The sequence below is a fragment of the Stenotrophomonas sp. 278 genome, assembly GCF_003935715.1.
Taxonomy (GTDB): Bacteria; Pseudomonadota; Gammaproteobacteria; order Xanthomonadales; family Xanthomonadaceae; genus Stenotrophomonas; species Stenotrophomonas maltophilia_AH.
On record NZ_RHPP01000074.1, the window covers coordinates 1 to 23,026 of the forward strand.

Sequence of the window (23,026 nt, forward strand, 5' to 3'; positions counted from 1 at the left end):
CCGCTGCCCGCCGTCCCAGCGCCACCCGCACCCAGCAGGCCGCGCGCAGTGTGGCCGCGCGCAGCGTACAACCGCAACGCGCCGTGGCCAGCCAGACCCCACTGGCTCCGACCGTCCCCGCCAGCGCGACCCGCGAGCTGCCATTTGGCAATGTCAGCGGGTTGCAGGCCAAGCCCTGGCCACGTTCCACGCTGGGTTCGGAGGGGGCTCTCAACGCCAGCTTCTCCAGCCCACAGCCGCGGGCGGCGTTCTACCCATTCGAGCCGCGTCTTCAGGAGGCCGAGCCGGCCCCGCTGCCGCGCACGCAGGACTGACAGGTTCTGCGTTTCCCCCCGTTCCTTTTTCCCGTTACTGATCCCAGACTTGGAGGTTCGCGTCTGATGAGCGCCCGTACCCGCACGCAGGCCATGGCCCTGTTGGCCATGACTCTTCCCCTGATCGCCTGCGCCCAAGCCCCGCAAGCGCCCGCCACTGCCGCCGCGGCCCCGGCTGCTCGGGCCCCGGCCGCCCCCCTCGTGAGTGGTCTGCCTGATTTCACCAACCTGGTCGAACAGGTTGGCCCGGGCGTGGTCAACATTGAAACCACCATCGTGCGCGACAACCGCCAGGCGCGCCGGGCCGGCCCGAGCGATGAAGAGATGCCGGAATTCTTCCGCCGTTTCTTCGGCCCGGACTTCCCGATGCCCGGGCAGGGGCCTGGCGGTGGCGATGAAGGCCCCAGCATCCGGGGCCGTGGCATGGGCTCGGGCTTCATCATTTCGCCCGACGGCTACGTGCTGACCAATCACCATGTGGTCGCCGATGCCGGCGAAGTGAAGGTCAAGCTGGGCGACCGCCGCGAGTTCACCGCCAAGGTCATCGGCAGCGACCAGCAGTACGACGTGGCCCTGCTGAAGATCGAGGGCAAGAACCTGCCGACCGTGCGCGTCGGCGACTCCAACACGCTTAAACCCGGCCAGTGGGTGGTGGCGATCGGTTCGCCGTTCGGCCTGGACAACTCGGTTACCGCCGGCGTGGTCAGCGCGGTCGGTCGCAGTACCGGCGGCCAGGACCAGCGCTACGTGCCGTTCATCCAGACCGACGTCGCGATCAACCAGGGCAACTCGGGCGGTCCGCTGCTCAATACCCGCGGTGAGGTGGTCGGCATCAATTCGCAGATCTTCTCGGCCTCCGGCGGCTACATGGGCATCAGTTTCGCGATCCCGATCGACCTGGCGATGGGTGCGGTCGAGCAGATCAAGAAGACCGGCCGGGTCAGCCGTGGCCAGCTGGGCGCGATTGTCGGTGCGATCACCGGCGACGTCGCGCAGGGCTTCAAGCTGCCCGACAGCCGTGGTGCCCTGGTCAATGAACTGGTCCCGGACAGTGCCGCCGCCAAGGCCGGGCTGGAAGTGGGTGACGTGATCCGCTCGGTGAACGGCACCACCGTCAACACCTTCAGCGACCTGCCGCCGCTGATCGGCGCACTCCCGCCGGGCAGCAAGGTGCGACTGGTGGTCCTGCGCGACGGCAAGGAGCGTGAGCTGACCGCCACCCTGACCGAGCTGGCCGACGATGCCGCCCGTGGCAGCAACGCCGGTGCCGGGGCTGAAGCCGCCAAGCCGCAGGCCGGAGCCAATGCCCTGCTGGGCCTGGACGTGATCGATCTGACCGCTGATCAGCGCCGCCAGGCCGGGCTGGACGCCGGCGAGGGCGTTCGCATCACCAAGGTCAATGGTCAGTCCGCGCGTGATGCCCGCCTGGCACCGGGCATGGTCATCCTGCAGGTCGGGCGCACCCCGGTCGGCAGTGTCGCCGCGCTGAACAAGGCCCTGGCCGGTTATGCCAAGGGCGACGTGGTGATGCTGCTGGTCCGCGCCGGTGGAAACAGTTCCTTTGTGCCGATCCGTACCGGCCCGTAAGCCGCGCGGCTGCAGTGTTTCCCGGGCCCGCTTCGGCGGGCCCGGTTGCATATGGCGGCTGGAAACGACAATCGGCAGGGCCGGGCGCACGGGAACGGGTCGGCCATGCGATAATGCACCGTTATCCTGACGACGCGCCGCGCCGCCGCCACCTATGTCCTCTGATTCGATGCGGAACATCCGCAACTTCTCCATCATTGCCCACGTCGACCACGGCAAGTCCACGCTGGCCGACCGTATCATCCAGCTCTGTGGCGGCCTCCAGGCCCGCGAGATGGAGGCGCAGGTGCTCGACTCCAATCCCATCGAGCGCGAGCGCGGCATCACCATCAAGGCCCAGTCGGTGTCGCTGCCTTACCTGGCCAAGGATGGGCAGACCTACCACCTGAACTTCATCGACACCCCCGGGCACGTCGACTTCTCCTACGAAGTCAGCCGCTCGCTGGCCGCCTGTGAAGGGGCGCTGCTGGTGGTCGATGCGGCCCAGGGCGTGGAAGCGCAGTCGGTGGCCAATTGCTACACCGCTGTGGAGCAGGGCCTGGAAGTGGTGCCGGTGATCAACAAGATCGACCTGCCCACGGCCGATATCGACCGCGCGAAGGCGGAAATCGAAGCCGTCATCGGCATCGACGCCAGTGACGCGGTGCCGGTCAGTGCCAAGACCGGCCTGAACGTGCAGGACGTGCTCGAAGCCATCGTGCACCGTATTCCGCCGCCGCAGCCGCGCGATACCGAAAAGCTGCAGGCGCTGATCATCGACTCCTGGTTCGACAACTACCTCGGCGTGGTGTCGCTGGTGCGCGTCATGCAGGGCGAGATCAAGCCCGGCGACAAGCTGCAGGTGATGTCCACCGGCCGCAACCACCAGGTCGACAACGTCGGCGTGTTCACCCCCAAGCGCAAGGTGCTGCCGGCCCTGCGCGCGGGTGAGGTGGGCTGGGTGACGGCCAGCATCAAGGACGTGCACGGCGCGCCGGTCGGCGACACTCTTACCCTGGCAGGCGACCCGGCTCCCAAGCCGCTGCCGGGCTTCCAGGAAATGCAGCCGCGCGTGTTCGCCGGCCTGTTCCCGGTCGATGCCGAAGACTACCCGGACCTGCGCGAGGCGCTGGACAAGCTGCGTCTGAACGATGCCGCGCTGCGCTTCGAGCCGGAAAGCTCCGAAGCCATGGGCTTCGGCTTCCGCTGCGGCTTCCTCGGCATGCTGCACATGGAAATCGTGCAGGAACGCCTCGAGCGCGAGTACAACCTGGACCTGATCAGCACCGCGCCGACCGTGGTCTATGAGGTGCTCAAGACCGACGGCTCCATCGTCAACATGGACAACCCGGCCAAGCTGCCGCCGGTGAACATGGTCGAGGAGATCCGCGAGCCCATCATCCGCGCCAACGTGCTCACGCCCGAGGAGTACATCGGCAACATCATCAAACTGTGCGAAGAGAAGCGCGGCAGCCAGATCGGCATCAACTACCTGGGCAGCCAGGTGCAGATCAGCTACGAGCTGCCGATGGCCGAAGTGGTCCTGGACTTCTTCGACAAACTCAAGTCGGTCAGCCGTGGCTACGCCTCGCTGGACTACCACTTCGTGCGCTTTGACGCCGGCCCGTTCGTGCGCGTGGACGTGCTGATCAACGGCGACAAGGTCGATGCGCTGTCGTTGATCGTGCATCGCAGCCATGCCGACCGTCGTGGTCGCGAGCTGTGCGAGAAGATGAAGGACCTCATTCCCCGGCAGATGTTCGACGTGGCCATCCAGGCCGCGGTCGGCTCGCAGATCATCGCCCGCACCACGGTCAAGGCGATGCGCAAGAACGTGCTGGCCAAGTGCTATGGTGGCGACGTTTCGCGCAAGAAGAAGCTGCTGGAGAAGCAGAAGGAAGGCAAGAAGCGCATGAAGCAGGTCGGCCGTGTGGAAATTCCGCAGGAAGCCTTCCTTGCCGTGCTGCAGATGGACAAGTAAGCCCGGACTCCGTGCCGCCGTTACCGTTCCCAAGGACACCGCATGAAACTGTTTGAGATCCTTCTGGTCGTGCTGACCCTGTCATCCGGCCTGATCCTGCTGGCCGACAAGCTGTACTTCGCCAAGCGCCGCGCCGCGCGTGCCGGCCTGCTGGATTCCGAACCGGTCCTGGTGGACTACTCGCGGGCGTTCTTCCCGGTGCTGGCCATCGTGCTGGTGGTGCGCAGCTTCATCGCCGAGCCCTACAAAATTCCGTCCAGCTCGATGATGCCCAACCTGCTGATCGGCGACTTCATCCTGGTCAACAAGTTCGCCTATGGCCTGCGCCTGCCGCTGAACAACGCCAAGGTGGTGCCGGTGGGCGAGCCCAAGCGTGGCGATGTGGTGGTGTTCCACTTCCCCGGGCATTCGGACAACGACCCCAACAAGGGCGAGAATTTCATCAAGCGCGTGATCGGCGTGCCCGGCGATGAGGTGGTCTTCCAGGGCGACGCCCTGGTGCTGAACGGCGAGCCGGTGAAGTACGAGAACAAGGGGTTGTATGCTGGTCACCGAGGGCAGGGCGAAGGTGCCTCGCTGCTGGTCGAGCAGCTGCCGGGCCGTACCCATACCGTGCTGGAGACCGACTACCCGCGCGGCGAAGGCCAGTGGACCGTACCGCAGGGCAAGTACCTGGTGATGGGCGACAACCGTGACAACAGCGACGACGGCCGTTTCTGGGGCCTGCTGCCGGAAGAAAACCTCCGCGGCAAGGCGTTCCTGATCTGGCTGAACTGCTCGGGCTGGTTCTGCAAGGACGGTTTCGAGCCGTCCCGGATCGGCACCGGGATCAACTGATTCATTACCAACGCGTATCTGGGGAGAACGCAATGAAGACGATGAAGACGCAGCGTGGCATGACCCTGACTTCGTTCCTGATGGTGCTGGCGGTGGTCGGCTTCATCCTGTACATCGGCATGAAGCTGTTCCCGATGTACTCGGAGTACTACGCCGTGCGTACGGCGATGAAGAGCCTGGCCAAGGAGCAGGGCGTCAACGCGATGGAGCCGGGCCGCGTGCAGGAGCTGTTCTTCCGCCGCCTGGACATCAGCTACTCGGAAAACGTGAAGCCGGCCAACGTCAAGTTTGAGCGCGTCAGCGGCGGCTGGAACATGAAAGTGAACTACGAAGTGCGTCGCCCGCTGATCGGCAACCTCGACGTCGTGGGCAAGTTCGATACCCAACAGGAAATGATCGCCAGCGGTGCCCAATAACACCTTCCAACGCGGTGACCGGATTGGTCACGCTTTCAATGATCCGGGCCTGCTGCAGCAGGCCCTGACGCATCGCAGCGCCGGAACGCCGAACAACGAGCGGTTGGAGTTCCTCGGCGACAGCATCGTCAACATGATGGTGGCCCAGGCGCTTTACCAGCGCTGGCCCAAGGCAGACGAAGGCGCGCTGACCCGCGCCCGTGCCGAACTGGTGCGCGAAGGCGCGCTGGCGGTCATCGCGCGCAGCCTGGAACTGGGTGATCGCCTGACGCTCGGTCCTGGCGAAATGAAGTCCGGCGGGCACCGTCGCGACTCCATCCTGGCCGACGCGCTGGAAGCCGTGGTGGCGGCCATTTACCTGGATGCCGGCTTCGCCGCCTGCCAGGCGGTCGTGCTGCCCTGGTTCAGCGCGTCCATGGAGGCCCTGCCGGCCACCGGCCGGCCGGAAAAGGATCCCAAGACCCGCCTGCAGGAATGGCTGCAGGCCCGGCAGAAGGCCCTGCCGCAGTACGAACTGGTGTCAGAGTCGGGTGACGACCACGCCAAGACCTTCCGGGTACGCTGTGGCGTAACCGAACCCGCAGTCAGTACCGAAGGCGAAGGGGCCTCGCGTCGACTGGCCGAACAACAGGCGGCCGCCGCCGCCCTAGAGCAACTGGATTCCAAGTGAGCGAAGCATCCTCCCATCATTGCGGCAGCGTTGCCGTCATCGGCCGCCCCAACGTCGGCAAGTCCACGCTGACCAATGCCCTGGTCGGGGCCAAGATCAGCATTGTCTCCAACCGGCCGCAGACCACCCGCCACCGGTTGCTGGGCATTGCGAGCTACCCGGAAGGGCAGATCGTGCTGGTCGACACCCCGGGACTGCACAAAGTGCAGAAGCGCGCCATGAACCGGGTGATGAACCGCGCTGCGCGCGGCTCGCTCGAGGGCGTGGATGCGGGCATGCTGGTGATCGAGGCCGGCCGCTGGGACGAGGAAGATACCCTGGCCTTCAATGTGCTCAGCGACGCCGGCATTCCGGTGGTGCTGGTGGTCAACAAGGTCGACCGGCTCAAGGACAAGGGGGCGCTGCTGCCGTTCCTGCAGCAGATCACCGAAGGCCGCACTTTTGCAGCCGTCCACCCGATTTCAGCGCAGAAGCGCAACGGCCTGGAAGCGCTGGTGCGCGACCTGCTGAAGCTGCTGCCGGAAGCACCGCCCATGTTCGGCGAAGATGAAATCACCGACCGCAGCCAGCGTTTCCTCGCCGGCGAGCTGGTCCGTGAGCAGCTGATGCGCCAGCTGGGTGAAGAATTGCCGTATGCCACCACCGTGGAGATCGAACGATTCGCCGAGGACGGCAACCTGCTCCGCATCGGCGCGGTCATCTGGGTCGAACGCGAGGGCCAGAAGGCCATCGTGATCGGCAAGGGCGGGACCCGCCTGAAGGAAATCGGTGCCAAGTCGCGCCTGCAGATGGAGCGTCTGTTCGGAGCCAAGGTGTTTCTGGAAACCTGGGTGCGGGTGCGCGAAGGCTGGTCCGACGACGAGGCCGCGCTGAAGGCGTTCGGTTACGAATGATCCCCACCGGCATGCCGTCCGCCGCGGCATGCCATTGCGACAGCGGCTGAGCGATGCGTATCGACGACGAACCGGCTTTCGTCCTGCACGCCCGGGCCTGGCGCGAAACCAGCCTGCTGGTGGAAGTGCTGACCGAACAGCATGGGCGGTTGGGTGTACTGGCGCGCGGCGTCAGCAGCCCGCGCAGCCAGGCCCTGCGCGCGGCATTGCAGCCGCTGCAGTGGATCCGGCTGACAGCGGTGCAGCGCGGTGAGCTGGCCCAGCTGCGACAGGCTGAAGCACTGGATGCCGCGCCACGCCTGACCGGCGAGACGATGCTGGCCGGGTTCTACATCAACGAACTGCTGTTGCGGTTGGCTCCACGGCAGGATCCGCTGCCGGAGTTGTATGACGCCTACGGCGCGGTCCGGGAGCGCCTTGCGCACGCTGAGCCACTGGCCTGGACGCTGCGCCGGTTCGAGCGCGATCTGCTGGAGGCGCTGGGCTTCGGGTTCGACCTCGCCCACGGCAGTGACGGCGAGCCGATTGACCCGGCCGCCCGCTACGAGCTGGATCCGCAGGAAGGGCCGCGTCGTCTTCTCAGTGAGCGGGGCGTGGACGCCCGGCGCGGAACGGCAACCGGCAGCGCGCTGCTGGCGCTGGCCGCCGATGAAACACCGGGCCAGGAGGATCTGGCCAGCCTGCGTCGCCCGATGCGCACGGTACTGTTGCACCATCTGGGCGGGCGCGGACTCAAATCCTGGGAAATGCTGGAAGAGCTCGCCCGCCGGCGTTGACCCGCGCACTCAATGCAACAAGGATTCCACCGCCGCGCGGAACTGCGTATGGGCGCCGACCGACTCCGGTGCCTGGTGCAGCTGGCGCACCGCCCGGGCCAGACGCGCCGCGCCCACGAACCCACAACTGGCCTGCAGCCGGTGCAGCTGTCCGCGCAGCGCGGGCTCGTCATGCTGCTGCACGGCCTGGGCGACCGCATCGCGCACGCCGGGCAGTTCGGCCAGGAACAGCTCGCGCAGGGCGATCAGATGATGGCGCTGGCCGTTCAGTGCAGCCAGTGCGGTGATTTCGTCCCAGTCCTGGCGGTCAGCTTCGGTATCGACTTCCGTTGTCGCCTTTGACCCGGGGCTGTTCACCAGTGCACGCCGCACGGCCTGCAGCAGCTGTTCGCCGCTCAGCGGCTTGACCAGCGTCTCGCGAAACCCTGCATCACGCAGGCGGGCATGGATGCTGGTATCGGCATCGGCCGTATGTGCGAGCGCCGGAGTGTCCGGCTGGGTGCGCCGGAGCTGCTGCAGCAGTTCGGTTCCGTTGCCATCCGGCAGGTTGACGTCGATCAGCCACAGGTCATGCCGGGCGGTACCGCCCCGGTCGATGGCGGTGGCAAGTGAGTCAGCGGTGTCCACTTCGGCAGGAAGGGATTCGAGCGCGGCCTTGAAAAAGCCACGGCTGATCGTGTCGTCCTCGACGAGCAGCAAGCGGGGAAGGGGGTCCCGGGGGGTCATCTGCATAAGGGCTGCCTCCATGTCAGCTGGGGCCATATTAAACATGATGTGGCCGTCTGCAAGCTGTCTACGCGCCGAGCAGCCAAACCCAGGGACGGTATCTGCGACAATACGCCCCCTTTTTGCCCGCAGCCTGTTGCCACGTGGCCCGATCCCGCTCCCGCCTTGACCGTACTCCTTTCCAGACCGACATCCTTGACCTGAGCCATGACGGCCGCGGCGTGGCCCGCCGTGAAGGCGAGGGCGGCAAGGTCACCTTCATCACCGGCGCACTGCCCGGTGAAGTGGTCCGTGCCGAGCCGACCGCCCGCAACCGCCACTTCGACGAGGCGCGCACGGTCGAAGTGCTGCAGCCTTCCACAGAGCGGGTCACGCCGCGCTGTCCGCATTTCGGCGTCTGTGCCGGCTGCGTGCTGCAGCACCTGGAAGAGTCGCAACAGATCGTGGCCAAGCAGCGCGTGTTGATGGACAACCTGACCCGCATCGGCCACGTGGCACCGGGCACCGTGCTGCCGCCGCTGGTGGGTGACAGCTGGGGCTACCGGCGCAAGGGCCGCTTCTCGGTGCGCCGGGTAGAGAAGAAGGACAAGACCCTGGTCGGCTTCCGTGAGCAGGATCCCCGCTTCGTCGCGGATCTGACCCAGTGCCTGACCGTGATTCCGGAGGTGGGCACCAAGGTAGCGGCGCTGTCGGCCTTCATTGAAACCCTGGATGGCAAGCGCGACATCCCGCAGATCGAGTTCATCGCCGGTGACCAGGCGGTCATGCTCACCATCCGTCACATGCAGCCTCTCTCTGAAAACGACCGCGCCGCCTGGATCGCATTTGGCCAGGAACACGGCCTTGCGATCTCCCTGCAGCCGGGCGGGGTGGAAACGGTACAGCCGCTGTGGCCGGCCGAGGTGCCATTGTCGTTCCGGCTTGAGCCCTGGAACGTGGAACTGGCGTTCCGCCCGCTCGACTTCATCCAGGTCAACGCCAAGCTCAACGTGAAGATGATCCAGCTGGCGCTGGACCTGCTTGACGCCGGTCCCGAGGAACGCGTGCTGGACCTGTTCTGCGGGTTGGGCAACTTCACCCTGCCGCTGGCGCGCACCGTGCGCGAGGTCGTGGGCGTGGAGGGTGATCCCGGCCTGGTGGCCCGCGCGAGGGAGAACGCCGAGCGCAATGGCCTGCCCAATGCGCAGTTCTTCTCGGCCGACCTCACCCAGGACCAGCGACAGGCCGGCTGGATGCGCCAGGGCTTTGACAAGCTGTTGCTCGATCCGCCGCGTTCGGGTGCCATCGAAGTGCTGCAGCAGCTGCCGCTCAAACAGTTCAAGCGCATCGTCTACGTCAGCTGCCATCCTGGCTCGCTGGCCCGCGATGCCGGCTACCTGGTCAACGAGCAGGGCTTCACCCTGGTCAGCGCCGGGGCCATGGACATGTTCCCGCACACGGCGCATGTTGAGAGCATCGCCGTCTTCGAGCGCCGCTGATGCCGCTGGAAATCGAACGGAAGTACCGGGTCACTGGCGAGGCATGGCGCGCACAGGCGCACCAGGTCATCCCCATGGCCCAGGGCTACCTCAATGACAGCGCCTCGCTCGACAGCGGGGCGCAGAAGGCTTCGGTGCGGGTCCGAATCCAGGGCGAGCAGGCCTTCCTCAACCTGAAGTCGCGCGAGATCGGCCACACCCGGCAGGAGTTCGACTATCCGATTCCGGTAGACGAAGCGCGCGACCTGTTGGCCCTGTGCGTGGGTGGGTTGATCGACAAGCGTCGGCACCTGGTCCGTCACGGCGGTCTGCTGTGGGAGGTGGACGAGTTCCTCGGCGACAACGCCGGCCTGGTCGTGGCGGAGGTCGAGCTGGAGCACGCCGAACAGGCCATCGACCTGCCTGAATGGGCTGGTGAAGAGGTCACCGACGAGGTCAGGTACTACAACCTGGCGCTGGCCGCCCGCCCGTACAGCCAGTGGTCCGACACGGAGAAGTGACGGCCAGCACCGCCAGGGCCGGCCGTTGGCCGGCCCTGGCGGTGCGGGTTTCGCCCGCGTTTCCGCCGTGACCCGGGTTCTGCGACAATGCGGCAGTGCGCCATCACGGTGCCCCGTTTCGGAGAACAATCCATGCTCGTGATCGGCGTTGCCGGGACCGAACTCACCGCCCAGGAACGCGATTGGCTGCAGCACGATGCCGTGGCAGGCGTCATTCTGTTCAAGCGCAATTTCGCCTCGCGCCAGCAGGTCGCTGAACTGTCGGCCGCCCTGCGCGCCGCTGCGCCGCGCCCGCTGCTGATCTGCGTGGACCAGGAAGGCGGCCGCGTGCAGCGCTTCCGCGAGGGCTATTCGGCCTTGCCGCCACTGCAGGGCTTCGACGCGCTGTACGCGCAGGACCCGGATGCCGCCCTGGCGCTGGCCGAGCAGCACGCCTGGCTGATGGCCAGTGAAGTGCGTGCCAGCGGCGTGGACCTCAGCTTCGCCCCGGTGGTCGACCTGGGCCGCGGCAACCGCGCCATTGGTGACCGCGCCTTCAGCGCAGACCCGCAGGTGGTGGCCGCATTCACCCGCGCCTATGTGCGCGGCATGCACAGCGTCGGCATGGCCGCCACGCTGAAGCACTTCCCCGGTCACGGCACCGTGCTGGAAGACACCCATGTCGACAACGCCAGCGATCCGCGCTCCCTGGACGAACTGCGCGCCCTGGACCTGGTCCCTTTCGCCGCCGGCATCGACGCAGGAGCCGACGCGGTGATGATGGCCCACGTGGTCTACCCGCAGGTGGCCGCCGAACCGGCCGGATATTCGCCGCGCTGGATCCAGCAGATCCTGCGCGAAGAAATGGGGTTCCGTGGCGTGGTGTTCTCCGATGACATCGGCATGGCCGCCTCGTTCTCGGCCGGCGGCGTGACCGCCCGCGTACATGCGCATCTGGACGCGGGCTGCGACGTCGTGCTGGTCTGCCACCCCGAGCTGGTCGACGACGCCCTGCAGGCTGTGCAGGGCCGCACCCTCAACACTGCTGCGCTGCTTGGCCTGATCGGCCGTGGCGGCCTTGGCTGGGACGGCCTGCTGGCCGACGCCCGCCACGGCAATACCCAATCCCGTTTGCTTGAATCCCTTGGAAGAACCGTCTGATGCCCAACCTCACCATTTCCCAGGCGCTGGCCCAGGCCGACCTGCTGGTTGACCGCCCCACCATCGACAAGGCCATCGGCAGCATCGCCGACGCCATTGCGGCCGACTACAAGGGCGAGGTGCCGCTGTTCCTGTCGATCATGCACGGTGCGCTTCCCTTCGCCGGCCAGCTGGCGCTGGAGCTGGGCGCGCGCGGCCAGGACGTGCAGTTCGATTACCTGCACGCTACCCGCTACCGCGGCGAAACCACCGGCGGCGAACTGGTCTGGAAGCACAAGCCGGCGACCTCGCTGTTCGGCCGTCGCGTGCTCCTTGTCGATGACATTCTGGACGAAGGTTTCACCCTGCAGGGCGTGCGCACCTGGTGCCTGGAACAGGGTGCCACCGACGTGCGCATTGCCGCACTGACGGTGAAGAAGCACGATCGCGCGTTGCCCGACGTCAAGGCCGACTACGCCGGTGTGGAACTGCCGGATCGCTATGTGTTCGGCTTCGGCATGGACGTCAACGAGGCGCTGCGTTGCGTGCCGGCCATCTACGCGATGAAGGAATGATGGAAGCGATTTCACTGGCCGTCATCGGCGGCACCGGCGTCTACAAGCTGGCTCAGCTCGACGACGCCACCCACCACACCGTCGACACGCGCTACGGCACGCCGTCGGGTCCGGTCCATGTCGGCACGCTGCTCGGCCAGCGCGTGGCGTTTCTCGCACGACACGGCGAAGGACATTCGCTGCCGCCGCACAAGATCAATTACCGCGCCAACCTTGCTGCGTTGCAGCAGATCGGTGCGAAGCGTGTGCTCGCGCTCAACACGGTCGGCGGCATCACCGAACATTTCGGGCCGCGCGTGCTGGCATGCCCGGATCAGTTGATTGACTACACCTGGGGCCGCATTTCCACGCTCAGCGAGGAACCCGGCACGGAAGTCCTGCATGTGGACTTCGGCCATCCGTACACCCCGCTGCTGCGCAGCAAGGTGCTGGCGGCGGCAAAAGTGACCGGCGTGCGCCTGCACGATGGCGGTTGCTACGGCGCGACCCAGGGGCCGCGACTGGAAACCAACGCCGAGATCGCGCGCATGCGCCGTGACGGATGCGACCTGGTGGGCATGACCGGCATGCCCGAAGCCGGGTTGGCGCGTGAGCTGGGGCTGGATTATGCCTGCCTGGCGATCGTGGCCAACTGGGCGGCCGGATGCGGCACTGGCGAGGAGATCACGATGGCCGAAGTACTGGCCAATGTGGACGCCGCATCAGCCGGATTGCCGGAACTGATTGGCGAATTGGCACGCGGGTGATTGTCATTGCGTAACAAGCTTTGCATACTCCGCCAGTGCGCTGGTTGAGCGTACACCACCCATTCATTGAAGAAGGTCTCGCACTACCATGCCGAACGGTACCGTCAAGTGGTTCAACGACGCCAAGGGATTTGGCTTTATTTCTCCGGAGGACGGCAGCGCCGACGTCTTCGCGCACTTCTCCGCCATCAATTCCAAGGGCTTCCGCAGCCTGCAGGAAGGTCAGCGCGTCCAGTACGACGTGACCCAGGGCCCGAAGGGTGCCCAGGCCTCGAACATTACGCCGGTTGAGTAATCCACTCGCCCGAGCGTAGAAAACCCCGCTGCGGCGGGGTTTTTTTTGTCAGGACGTCCCATGCAGCAACGCAGCATCGCCATCATCGGTTACGGCACCGCAGGCCAGGCCCTTTCGGTTCTGCTTTCACGCGACCATCACCAGGTTCACGTCTTCGAGCGGGCTCCTGCGCCGGGCCCGGTCGGGGCCGGCTTTCTGCTGCAGCCAAGCGGGCTCGACGTGCTGTGGCAGATGGACCTGCTGCCGCAGGTGCTGGCGCATGGTGCAGGCGTGCGTCGGCTCTACGGCGAAACGCCTTGCGGCCGTGCGGTCATGGACATCCGCTATGCGGGCCTGCATCCGCATCTGCATGGCATCGGCATGCAGCGCGGTGCGCTGTTCTCGTTGCTGGCGAAGGCGTGGGAGTTCCCGCAGCACCTGCAGGCCGGCACCACCATCGTGGAAGTGGACAGCGAGCAGGGCCGCCTGCGCGACGCGCAGGGACACTGGCATGGCCCCTATGACCTGGTGATCGCGGCAGATGGCTCAGCCTCGACGTTGCGCGCTGCGGTGCAGGGCACCCGCCTGGATCGGGAATATCCCTGGGGGGCACTGTGGTGCCTGCTGCCGTGCGGCGATTGGTCGCATGTGGATGAACTGCGCCAACGCTATGTGGCCGCGCGCAAGATGATCGGCATGCTGCCGGTAGGGACGCGCCCGGGCGATGACACGCCGCGGCTGAGCTTCTTCTGGAGCCTGCCGCGCAATCAGTTTGCGCAGTGGGAGCAGGACGGATTGCCGCGCTGGCTCGAGGAGGTCGCCGCGCTGTGGCCACAGGCACATGCGCGCCTTGCCACGCTTACCGGGGGCAGCCAGTTGTCACGTGCCGGGTATCGCGATGCGGTCATGCACCGCTGGCATCACCAGCGGCTGGTATTGGCCGGGGACGCCGCGCACGCGATGAGCCCCCAGCTGGGGCAGGGGGTCAACATGGCGCTGCTGGACGCCGTTGCATTGCGCGATGCCCTGCGAGAGCACACAGACCGGGACGCTGCACTGCAGGCTTACCAGGCGCGGCGGAAGGCGCACGTTGCGATCTACCAGTTCTGGAGTCGGTGGCTGACGCCGCTGTTCCAGTCCAACCATGACACGGTGGCCGGTGCGCGCGATGTGTTGTTCGGCCCGATGGGCCGCATCCCGGGTGGGCGCGGTCACATGTTGCGCGTGCTCACCGGCACACAACATGGCTGGTGGCGCAAATGGCCGTTGTCACCGGGATTCGTGGCGGCAATGACGCCCTCAGCGAAAACCTGACTCTGCGGAATGCATCTGCACATGCTAGACGTTCATGTCAGATGTGAAGACATGCCCCCTGCGGATTGACAGTGAACTCACTGTCAATATGAGACAAACACGTCACTGCATCCCCCAAGGAGTGAGACATGCTGTTCCCGGCTGACGTGCTCGACAGTGAAATCCGCAAGCTGCGCGGTCTGCTGCAGATGCTGCACGAAGATCAGCCCGACGTGATGGAAGATGTCTTCGAGTTCCATGTCACCAGTCTGATCACCCACGCCGCCGCCGAGCACCATGCACGCATCCGTGCTGCCGCGCAGGCCATGCTGGTGGATATCCGCAGCCGCCCGGTCGTCCAGAATCCGGATGCACCAGAAATTCTGCTGATGCCGTCAGCGGCGTAATTTCGCCCCGTGGTTATGCGCCGGTAGTTCAATAGCCTCGCCATCCACGCACGCCACCAGTTGTTCGCCTGGCAGCTGCACCGGCGCGATGCCTGCGGTGAACTGCGAGAACGCCGGCAACACCGTCAGGCGCTCGCGCAGCCAGAACGCGGGCCAGCGCCGCTGCATACCGGGCAGCTTGGCCAACGGATGCAGATGACCACACAGCACGTGTTGCGACGGGTGGGGCTGCGGGTCATGCCGCAACAGGAAGGGCCCGTCGGACAGCTGCGCACCGACCAGCTCCACCCCCAGGTCCGCTTTCGGCAACACGCGGTCGTGGTTGCCGGCCAGTGCGCCGATACGCAGCGCCGCATGCTGTTCCCGCCACCCCTGCCACTGCCGGTACCAAGCGGCGCGATGCGCGGGGCCATGCAGCACGTCGCCCAGAATGTAGAGGGTGGTGACCGGATACGCGGCGATGATGCGGGTAAGCCGGTGGATGTCTTCTCCGGTGCCGCCGGCTGGCAAGCCGATGCCGGCACGGCGGAACACGTCGGCTTTGCCCAGGTGCAGATCCGCGATCATCAGCGTCTGCCGCACCGGCCAATACAGCGCCCGCATCCCCAGCAGCTGCATTGGTTCACCGCCCAGCATCACGGTCAGCTCAGCGCTCATGGCGTCCCTCCAGTTGTTCTGCGGCGCGCCGCACACGCGTTTTCCAGTCCTCATTGCTGACCTGCCCACGCAGGCGCTCGGCCCAGAGCGGAAACGACAGCGGTCCCAGCGTGGCCGGGTGGTGCAGATCCAGCGTTCGCGCCTGGCAACGCTGCAGCGTGTGCTGCAGGGTGGCCACATCCAACTGTGCGGTCAGCACCTCGCGTTCGGCCAGGCCCAGCAGGATATGCCCCGGGTCATGTTCGCGCAGCACGTCGTACAGCAGGCCGGCCGAGGCCTGCAGCTGGCGCAGACTGCGCGGTGTCCGGCCGGGCAGGGCCGGAATCAGCAGGCCCGATATTCGCGCGATGTCGCGGAACTGCCGGCGTGCCAGTTCGCCCAGGTTTACGCTGGCATGCAGGTCTTCCAGCAAGCCATCCGGTTGCAGCGCCTGGCGCAGCATGTCCGCGTCCACGACGACCGGCACCGCCGGTGCCAGCACGAAGCCGTGGTCGGTGGCGGCATAGCTCACGGTATTGGCGCGTTGCCGGGTCCAGCGCAACGCCATCAGTGCGGCCATGCCCTCGTGCACCTGCCGACCCGCAAAAGGATGGACGAACACGAACTGCCCCTCACGCCGGCGCACCACTTCCACCAGCAGCCGCTGCGGCCCAGGCAGTGCCGACACCCGGTCCTGCAGCTGCAGCAGGGGTGACAGCCAGCGCATTTCCGGCGCGTGCGGGGGCGCGGCGAGCAGTGCTTCAATCTGCTCGCCCAAGGCCTCGGACAGCGGCAGGCGGCCACCCTGCCAGCGCGGCACCACACCGTCGCCGCCACGTGCCAGGCGCACATAGGCTGTCAGCTGCTCCAGGCGCACCAGCTCCAGCAGGCGACCGGAAAACTGGAAGCGATCGCCCGGTCGCAACCGGCCGATGAACTGTTCTTCGACAGCGCCGAGACGACCGCCGCGCAGATACTGGACCTGTACGCTGCTGTCGCTGCTGATGGTGCCGATGGACAGGCGATGGCGCAGCGCCACGCGTCGGTCGTGCACGCGGTAGACGCCGTCGTCGTCGCGGACCACCTTGTGGAAGTCGGGATACTGCGCCAGCGCCTGGCCACCCTGCACGATGAAGTCGAGCACGCCCTGCCAGTGGACCTCATCCAGTGCGGCGAACGCGTGCGTGCGACGGACCTGGGCGAGCAGCGTCCCGGCGTGAAAGCCGCCACCCAGTGCACAGCTCACGCAATGCTGGGCCAGAACGTCCAGGCACAGCAGGAGCGGACGCCGCGCTTCAATGACGCCGTTGGCAAGCGCACTTCGCGCGGCGGCGTACTCCGCCACTTCCAGCGCGTGTGTGGGCACGCACACGATATGGCCGGACTCACCGGGCCGATGCCGTGCACGTCCAGCGCGCTGCACCAGCCGCGCGATTCCCTTGGGGCTGCCGATCTGCAGCACCTGGTCCACGGCCGGGAAGTCCACGCCGAGGTCCAGGCTGGAGGTTGCCACCACGCAACGCAGCCGCCCCTCGCGCAGTCCCTGCTCAACCGCACGTCGCAGGGCGGGGTCCAACGAGCCGTGGTGCAGCGCCAGCGTGTCGGTTGTTTCCGGCCACACCGCGCTCAACGCCTGGTGCCACAGCTCGGCCTGCGCACGGGTATTGGTGAACAGCAGACTGGTGCCTACTGCGAACAGCTTCTGCTGCACGCGCTGGAGCTGGCCCAGCCCCAGATGGCCGGCCCAGGGGAAACGTTCGCCCTGCGGCGGAAGCAGCGTTTCCACCTGCACCGGGCGGGGCCGCGCACCGCCGACAAGGGGCGCGTCAGGTTGGTCCGGCAACAGAACCTGCCGCGCCTGCTGCAGATTGCCCAGTGTGGCCGACAATCCCCACACCTGCAGCGCGGGCAGCGCGTCGCGCAGTCGCTGCAGGTTCAACTGCAGCAATACGCCACGCTTGTTGCCCAGCAGCTCATGCCATTCATCGACCACGATGCAGCGGAGCTGGCGCAGGTGGCTCATCGTATCCGGGTAGCTGAGCAGCAGTGCGAGCGACTCAGGCGTGGTCACCAGCACATCCACACGTCCTTCCTTGGCCAGGCGCTTGTCGCGCGCGCTGGCGTCACCGGTGCGCAATCCCACCTGCCAGTCCAGGCCCAGCCCGGCCAGCGGCTCACGCAGGGCGCGTGCGGTGTCTGCGGCCAAGGCCCGCAATGGCGTGATCCACAGCACGCGCATCACCGGGACCGGCTTGCGTGCCCGCTTGGCGGCCTTCGGCACTGTCGGCAGCTCCCCAGCGCGGGTCGGGAGGTCCATCAGCCCCTGCAGCAGCGGGCCGCCAAACATGGCCAGCGTCTTGCCGCTGCCAGTGGGCGTATGCAGAAGGCCCGATTCGCCGGCCAGATAATGCCGCCACATCGTCTGCTGGAACGGCAGTGGTGACCAGCCGCGCTGGGTGAACCATGCGCGCAGCCGGGCCATCGCCTCGCGGCGCGTCATCGGGCCAGCGCCTGCAGCTGGGCCAGGGTGTCGGCTTCGCGGACGGGTTTGTCGTGCCGCCAGCGCAGGATGCGCGGAAAGCGCACGGCAATGCCCGACTTGTGCCGGCTGCTTCGGTTGACTGCCTCGAAGCCAAGTTCGAAGACCTGTTCCCCGGGCACGCTGCGCACGGGGCCGAAGCGCTCCAGCGTGTGCGCGCGGATCCAGCGGTCGAGTGCCACGATCTCCTTGTCGTCCAGGCCCGAATACGCCTTGGCGACCGGTACCAGTCGATCGCCGTCCCAGACCGCGAAGGTGTAGTCGGTGTACAGGGTGCTGCGCCGCCCGTGACCGGCCTGGGCATAGATCAGTACCGCGTCCACGGTGAGGGGGTCGATCTTCCATTTCCACCAGTCGCCGCGCCGGCGACCGCTCTGATAGGGCGAGCTGCCCCGTTTGAGCATCAAGCCTTCCACGCCACGCTCGCGCGCCTGGGCACGTCGCGTGGCCGCGTCGTTCCAATCCACGGCACTCACGTCGGGAGAGAGCTGGATGCGCGGATCATCCAGCGTGGCCAGTACGGCCGCCAGCTGTTCGCGACGCCAGTGCAGCGGCTGCGCGCGCAGATCGTTGCCGCCCTGTTCCAACAGGTCGTAGGCCAGCATCCGCACGGGCGTGTCGCGCAGTGTTTTCGGCCCCGGTTTGCGACGCTGGATGCGGGTCTGCAGGGCGGTGAAGGGCATTGGTTGTGCGTCATCTTCGCGCCAAGCCAGCAGTTCACCGTCGATCACGGTGCCGTCGGGCAATGCATGCGCCGCCTGTTCGATCTCCGGAAAGCGCCCATCCAGGCGTTCCTCGCCGCGCGACCACAGCGCGAGCTCGCCCTTCCGCTTCAGCAGCTGCAGGCGGATGCCGTCCCATTTCCACTCCAACACCCAGTCATCAATGACCCCAAGGCTGTCGGCTGCGGCCTCCAGCGGCGAGGCGAGGAAGAACGGATAGGGTTGCTGGCGATCCTGAGGCAGCTCCGCGCTCGACAGCAGCGTCGCCAGCAGGTCGGGAGAGGGCACCCACTCCCCCAGCATGCGCTGGGCGATACGCGCGATATCCAGGCCGGACAGTTCGGCCAGCGCCTGCTGTACCAGGCGCTGGGATACCCCGACGCGCAACGCACCGGTCAGCAGCTTGTTGAAGACGAAGCGCTCGCTGGCCGGCAGCTGCTGCCAGCCTGCCATCACGGCCGCGCGTCGGACGTCTTCGGGCAGGTTGGCCACGCCCAGAAGATGGGTTTCGATCCACTCGGACAACGGCCGATCGGCTGCCGGCTGCGACGGGTCATCCAGCAGCAGTGTCAGGGTTTCGGCAAGGTCGCCGACCTGGTCGTAGCTGTCGTTGACCAGCCAGGCCGGCAGGCCCGATGCCTCGCTGATCCAGGCCCGCAGCTCGGTGCTGCTGGCGATCTTCTGCCGCGCGCCGCCGACTTTGCCACCGCTCAGCAGATACAGCGCCCACGCCGCGTCATGCGGGCGCGCGGTGGCGAAGTAGTCGACCAGCGCCGCCCGCTTGTCCAGGGTGGCAGTGCTGCGGTCAAGTCGCTGGTAGAGCGCGGAAAACGCCTTCATTCCTCGTTCCCGAAATCGGTGCGGAAGGTCTCCGCGGCCACTCCGCGTTCGCGCAGAAACGGCACCAGCGCGTCGGTGTTGCCGTGCGTGGCGATCACCCGGCTGGCACCGGTCTGTTCAATGGTCTGCAGCAGGGCAGGCCAATCCGCGTGGTCGGATACCACGAAGCCGCGATCCACGTTGCGGCGGCGCCGGTTGCCGCGCAGTTGCATCCAGCCGGATGCAAAAGCCAGTTGGTGGCGGCCGAAACGGCGCAGCCACGGGGTGCCGGCGGCGGACGGCGGAGCCAGTATCAAGCGACCGGCCGCCTCCGGCGTGCGCCCCTGTTCGGCCACGGTGTCGGTGGCCAGCATCGCGATGCCGGCCTGGCGGTACACATCCACGCCATTGGCGATCGCCCCATGCAGCCAGGCAGCCTGGTCATCAAGGGGCAGCAGCTCGGCCAGGACGCGCTGTGCCTTGCCCAGTGCATAGCAGAGCAGGATGGCCGCTTCGCCCCGCTGTGCGCATTCCTGTCGCCACGCCACGATCTGCGCCGCCACCTGCGCGGTGTCCTGCCACCGGTAGATCGGCAGGGCGAAGGTGGCTTCAGTGATGAAGGTGTCGCAGCGCACCACTTCGAATGGCGCGCAGGTGGGGTCGGGCTGACGTTTGTAATCGCCCGAAGCCACCCAGACCTGGGTGCCGTCGTCGATGCGGACCTGCGCCGAACCGAGTACATGACCGGCGGGATGCAGCGAGACCTGCACGCCTCCAAGCGTGAAAGGTGTGCCGTAGTCATGCGCCTGCAGAGGCACTTCGCCCAGCCGCCAGCGCAGGATCGGCACGCTCTCGGCACTGCAGTGATAGAAGCCCATGCCACTGCGCGCGTGGTCGCCGTGGCCATGGGTGATCACCGCGCGCGGCACCGGCCGCCACGGATCAATATGGAAGTCGCCGGCCGGGCAGTAGAGGCCTTCCGGACGCAGCACCACCAGATCATCGCGGGTACCCACTGCATTCATGTGGACACTCTGGCGTTGCTGCCGTGCACAACGTGAGAATCCGTGTCCACGTGCGCATCATGATCTGTGCGCCGCTGAACAGCCTGCGCGTGCGTGATGCGGCAGAATCGGATGCAATCGAGAGGAGGCCGTATGACGATCACCGATCCGTCCGCATTCGACACCCATCACGTCGACAACCAGCCGCCGCCGTTCGCGCCCCGGAATCTGTGGGCCGACGACGTGGCGCTTGCCGACGCCGTGCAGCGCGAAGGTGGCAGTGCGTTCGTGGCGACGTTGCAGCAGTACGCCGGACTGGCTGGCGATGCACTCTACCGGCTGGGATTCGACGCCAATCGTGACCGCCCGCGGCTGCGCACTCATGACGCGCAGGGCCACCGGATTGATCTGGTGGAGTTTCATCCGGCTTACCACCAGCTGATGGAGGCGGCCAAGCGTCATGGGGTGGCCGGGTTGTCCTGGCAGGACGCGCGACCTGGCGCGCACGTGGCGCGCGCCGCACTGAGCTACCTGCACCATCAGGCCGAGGCGGGCACCAGTTGCCCGCTGACCATGACGCATGCGGCCGTGGCCGTCCTGCGCCAGCACCCCGCGTTTGCCGAATGGGCCAGCAAGGCCGCCGCGCCGGTATACGACCCGCGTGACGTGCCGATTGCCGACAAGAGCGGCATCACCCTGGGCATGGGCATGACCGAAAAGCAGGGCGGATCGGACGTGCGCAGCAATGCCACCCATGCCGAACTGCAGGCAGACGGCAGCTATTCGCTGGTCGGGCACAAGTGGTTCTTCTCCGCACCGATGTCCGATGGATTCCTGGTACTGGCGCAGGCCGCCGGTGGGCTGACCTGCTTCCTGATGCCGCGACGGTTGCCTGATGGGAACCGCAATGCGTTCCGCCTGATGCGCCTGAAGGACAAGCTGGGTGACTGGGCCAACGCCTCCAGCGAGGTGGAGTTCTGCGGCGCGCGCGCGCACCGCGTTGGCGATGAGGGGCGCGGGGTCGCGACCATCATCGGGATGGTGATGATGACCCGGTTGGACTGCATGCTCGGTGCCGCCGCCGAGATGCGCATGGCGCTGGCACAGGCGCTGCATCATGCGCGTCATCGCCAGAGTTTCGGCCAGCGTCTGTGCGCGCATCCGCTGATGGCCAATGTGCTGGCGGACCTGGCCATCGAGTCGGAAGCTGCGACCAGTTTCGCCATGCGCGTGGCACGCGCGGTCGACCAGGCATCGCACGATCCGCAGCAGGCGGCATTCGCGCGCATCGCCACGGCGGTGGGCAAGTACTGGGTCTGCAAGCGCGCAGCCGTGTTCGTCAATGAAGCACAGGAATGCCTCGGCGGTGCGGGCTATGTGGAGGAGTCGGTGCTGCCGCGCCTGTATCGGCAGGCACCGCTCAATTCGATCTGGGAAGGGAGCGGCAACATCCAGTGCCTGGACGTGCTGCGCGCGCTGGCGCGGGAGCCCGCCGTGCTGGCGGCCTTGGAAAATGAACTGGAAGAAGCTTACGGCCGCGATGCCCGTTATGACACGTCGATGCAGTGGTTGCGCACGCAGCTGGGTCAGGTGCTGGCAGAAGGCCAGGCGCGCGTGATTGTCGAGCGCTTGGCGCTGCAGATGCAGGCGGCGGTGTTGCTGCGCGCGCAGAGTCCAGTGGCGACCGCGTTCGTGCGTTCGCGGCTGGGGGGGGAACACGGCATGGCATTTGGCACCCTGCCGGAGGACATCGACCACGCAGCCATCCTGAAGCGAGCCCTGCCGTAAAGCCACGCCGTGCGTGGCTGAAAACCGCAAAGCCACGCAGGGCGTGGCTCTACGGTGTGAGGCGTCAGCGCTTGGCTTCGTCCGCGTTCTTCTGCGCGTCGTCGGCAACATCGCGCGCCTTGTCAGCGACCTTCTGGGCGGCGGTGGCGGTAGCATCGCTGGCATGCGCGGCCGCATCCTTGGCGGCGTCCTTGGCCTCTACCGCGGCCTCGGAGGTGGCCGCAGCGGCACGGTCCAGCGCCGGCTGCACATCGGCAGCGGCCCGCTCGGAAGCGGCAGCGGCTTCGTCAGCGGCATTGCGGGTGGAAGCGGCGGCCTGGTCCACTGCTTCACGTGCGGCGACTGCTGCGCTGTCAGCCGCCTGCGCGGCATCATCGCGGGCCCGCTCGGCTTCCGGGCCCTTGCACGCGGCCAGCGCCAGCGTCAGGGAAGCGGCCAGCAGGACAGGGGTGATCGATTGGATCTTCATGGCGCGCACCTGTTTCATCTGAGGGGAGCCAAAGCCTATTCATGCCCCCGTGAAGACCCGGTAGGTACCGACCGTTGGTCGGTACATCGGTAGGTACCGACCGTTGGTCGGTACATCGGTAGGTACCGACCGTTGGTCGGTACATCGGCAGGTACCGACCGTTGGTCGGTACATCGCAGCCACCCCGGTAGGTACCGACCGTTGGTCGGTACATCGCAGCCAAAGAAAAAGCCGCTGGCGAACCAGCGGCTTTTTCAGACTTGCCTGAAGAAAGAAGTGATTACTTCTTGGCTTCTTCAGCAGCGTCCTTGGCCTGCTCGGCGGTGCCTTCAGCAGCCTTGGCAGCGTCGGTGGCAGCGTCGGCAGCAGCGTCGGTGGCAGCAGCGCCAGCCTGGGCAGCAGCGTCGGCCGAGGTGTCAGCGGCGGTGGCGGCGGTGTCGGCAGCAGCCTGGGCAGCGTCGGCGGTCTGGGCGCCAGC

Annotated in this window: 23 protein-coding genes and 1 pseudogene; 17 read left to right on the forward strand and 7 right to left on the reverse strand. The window is 66.7% G+C overall.

Translation table 11 applies throughout. The features are described from left to right. The 8 genes and pseudogenes from EGJ34_RS13050 to recO form a co-directional block, all read left to right on the forward strand. A pseudogene (locus tag EGJ34_RS13050) lies at positions 1-314 on the forward strand (anti-sigma factor); the annotation flags it as partial. Between the two features lie 66 nt (positions 315-380). Further along, positions 381-1,901 carry a DegQ family serine endoprotease gene (locus tag EGJ34_RS13055; RefSeq protein WP_125360905.1) on the forward strand — a complete coding sequence of 507 codons (1,521 nt, stop codon included), beginning with the start codon at positions 381-383 and terminating at the stop codon, positions 1,899-1,901. A gap of 169 nt (positions 1,902-2,070) precedes the next feature. After that, a complete protein-coding gene (lepA, locus tag EGJ34_RS13060; protein ID WP_185750169.1) occupies positions 2,071-3,861 on the forward strand; it encodes a translation elongation factor 4 in 1,791 nt (596 codons plus the stop codon). Between the two features lie 42 nt (positions 3,862-3,903). Continuing rightward, a complete protein-coding gene (gene lepB, locus EGJ34_RS13065) occupies positions 3,904-4,698 on the forward strand; it encodes a signal peptidase I (protein ID WP_125360907.1) in 795 nt (264 codons plus the stop codon). 32 nt (positions 4,699-4,730) lie between these two features. Continuing rightward, on the forward strand, positions 4,731-5,114 hold the full coding sequence (locus EGJ34_RS13070) for a DUF4845 domain-containing protein (RefSeq protein WP_125360908.1): 384 nt from the start codon (positions 4,731-4,733) through the stop codon (positions 5,112-5,114). Then, positions 5,104-5,784 (forward strand): ribonuclease III, encoded by a 681-nt coding sequence (gene rnc, locus EGJ34_RS13075; RefSeq protein WP_125360909.1) that lies wholly within the window; start codon positions 5,104-5,106, stop codon positions 5,782-5,784. The genes EGJ34_RS13070 and rnc overlap by 11 nt, the downstream gene beginning before the upstream one ends. Continuing rightward, positions 5,781-6,677, forward strand: a complete 897-nt coding sequence (gene era / locus EGJ34_RS13080; RefSeq protein ID WP_125360910.1) for a GTPase Era — start codon at positions 5,781-5,783, stop codon at positions 6,675-6,677. The genes rnc and era overlap by 4 nt, the downstream gene beginning before the upstream one ends. A 53-nt stretch (positions 6,678-6,730) precedes the next feature. Next, the gene (gene recO, locus EGJ34_RS13085) at positions 6,731-7,453 is read left to right on the forward strand and encodes a DNA repair protein RecO (RefSeq protein ID WP_125360911.1); all 723 of its coding nucleotides are present in this window, start codon (positions 6,731-6,733) and stop codon (positions 7,451-7,453) included. Positions 7,454-7,462: 9 nt separating this feature from the next. On the opposite strand, the gene EGJ34_RS13090 is transcribed toward recO, so the two are convergent. Then, positions 7,463-8,185: a response regulator gene (locus tag EGJ34_RS13090; RefSeq protein WP_125360912.1), complete on the reverse strand. Its 723-nt coding sequence runs from the start codon at positions 8,183-8,185 to the stop codon at positions 7,463-7,465. 137 nt (positions 8,186-8,322) lie between these two features. On the opposite strand from EGJ34_RS13090, the gene rlmD reads away from it, so the two are divergent. The 8 genes from rlmD to EGJ34_RS13130 all read left to right on the forward strand — a co-directional run bounded on the left by rlmD (position 8,323) and on the right by EGJ34_RS13130 (position 14,571). Continuing rightward, positions 8,323-9,657 (forward strand): 23S rRNA (uracil(1939)-C(5))-methyltransferase RlmD, encoded by a 1,335-nt coding sequence (gene rlmD / locus EGJ34_RS13095; protein WP_125360913.1) that lies wholly within the window; start codon positions 8,323-8,325, stop codon positions 9,655-9,657. Further along, the gene (locus EGJ34_RS13100; protein ID WP_125360914.1) at positions 9,657-10,157 is read left to right on the forward strand and encodes a CYTH domain-containing protein; all 501 of its coding nucleotides are present in this window, start codon (positions 9,657-9,659) and stop codon (positions 10,155-10,157) included. Before rlmD ends, EGJ34_RS13100 begins: the two co-directional genes overlap by 1 nt. Before the next feature lie 132 nt (positions 10,158-10,289). Beyond that, a complete protein-coding gene (nagZ, locus tag EGJ34_RS13105) occupies positions 10,290-11,297 on the forward strand; it encodes a beta-N-acetylhexosaminidase (RefSeq protein WP_125360915.1) in 1,008 nt (335 codons plus the stop codon). Next, the gene (locus EGJ34_RS13110; protein WP_125360916.1) at positions 11,297-11,851 is read left to right on the forward strand and encodes a hypoxanthine-guanine phosphoribosyltransferase; all 555 of its coding nucleotides are present in this window, start codon (positions 11,297-11,299) and stop codon (positions 11,849-11,851) included. The genes nagZ and EGJ34_RS13110 overlap by 1 nt, the downstream gene beginning before the upstream one ends. Continuing rightward, positions 11,851-12,597 (forward strand): S-methyl-5'-thioinosine phosphorylase, encoded by a 747-nt coding sequence (locus tag EGJ34_RS13115; protein WP_125360917.1) that lies wholly within the window; start codon positions 11,851-11,853, stop codon positions 12,595-12,597. Before EGJ34_RS13110 ends, EGJ34_RS13115 begins: the two co-directional genes overlap by 1 nt. An 88-nt stretch (positions 12,598-12,685) precedes the next feature. After that, positions 12,686-12,892, forward strand: a complete 207-nt coding sequence (locus tag EGJ34_RS13120) for a cold-shock protein (protein WP_125360918.1) — start codon at positions 12,686-12,688, stop codon at positions 12,890-12,892. 60 nt (positions 12,893-12,952) lie between these two features. Beyond that, complete coding sequence (locus EGJ34_RS13125; protein WP_125360919.1) at positions 12,953-14,185, forward strand: NAD(P)/FAD-dependent oxidoreductase; 1,233 nt, start codon at positions 12,953-12,955, stop codon at positions 14,183-14,185. 128 nt (positions 14,186-14,313) lie between these two features. Further along, on the forward strand, positions 14,314-14,571 hold the full coding sequence (locus tag EGJ34_RS13130; RefSeq protein ID WP_125360920.1) for a hypothetical protein: 258 nt from the start codon (positions 14,314-14,316) through the stop codon (positions 14,569-14,571). Here the strand turns inward: EGJ34_RS13130 and pdeM are convergent. The 4 genes from pdeM to EGJ34_RS13150 are packed head-to-tail and all read right to left on the reverse strand — an operon-like array spanning position 14,560 to position 20,303. Further along, entirely contained in the window at positions 14,560-15,228 is a 669-nt protein-coding gene (gene pdeM, locus EGJ34_RS13135) for a ligase-associated DNA damage response endonuclease PdeM (RefSeq protein ID WP_125360921.1), read from the reverse strand. The two genes, EGJ34_RS13130 and pdeM, sit on opposite strands and share 12 nt — an antisense overlap. Next, a complete protein-coding gene (locus EGJ34_RS13140; protein ID WP_125360922.1) occupies positions 15,218-17,707 on the reverse strand; it encodes a ligase-associated DNA damage response DEXH box helicase in 2,490 nt (829 codons plus the stop codon). Before EGJ34_RS13140 ends, pdeM begins: the two co-directional genes overlap by 11 nt. Then, on the reverse strand, positions 17,704-19,308 hold the full coding sequence (locus EGJ34_RS13145) for an ATP-dependent DNA ligase (protein ID WP_125360923.1): 1,605 nt from the start codon (positions 19,306-19,308) through the stop codon (positions 17,704-17,706). The genes EGJ34_RS13140 and EGJ34_RS13145 overlap by 4 nt, the downstream gene beginning before the upstream one ends. Beyond that, a complete protein-coding gene (locus tag EGJ34_RS13150) occupies positions 19,305-20,303 on the reverse strand; it encodes a ligase-associated DNA damage response exonuclease (RefSeq protein WP_125360926.1) in 999 nt (332 codons plus the stop codon). Before EGJ34_RS13150 ends, EGJ34_RS13145 begins: the two co-directional genes overlap by 4 nt. Positions 20,304-20,444: 141 nt before the next feature. Here EGJ34_RS13150 and EGJ34_RS13155 point away from each other — a divergent pair, with 141 nt between their 5' ends. After that, complete coding sequence (locus EGJ34_RS13155; RefSeq protein WP_125360924.1) at positions 20,445-22,079, forward strand: acyl-CoA dehydrogenase family protein; 1,635 nt, start codon at positions 20,445-20,447, stop codon at positions 22,077-22,079. Positions 22,080-22,143: 64 nt separating this feature from the next. Here the strand turns inward: EGJ34_RS13155 and EGJ34_RS13160 are convergent, their stop codons facing one another. Continuing rightward, positions 22,144-22,548 carry a hypothetical protein gene (locus EGJ34_RS13160; RefSeq protein ID WP_125360925.1) on the reverse strand — a complete coding sequence of 135 codons (405 nt, stop codon included), beginning with the start codon at positions 22,546-22,548 and terminating at the stop codon, positions 22,144-22,146. 280 nt (positions 22,549-22,828) lie between these two features. Next, positions 22,829-23,026, reverse strand: a 198-nt coding sequence (locus EGJ34_RS13165) for a hypothetical protein (protein WP_185750168.1), incomplete at its 5' end; no start/stop codon positions are given.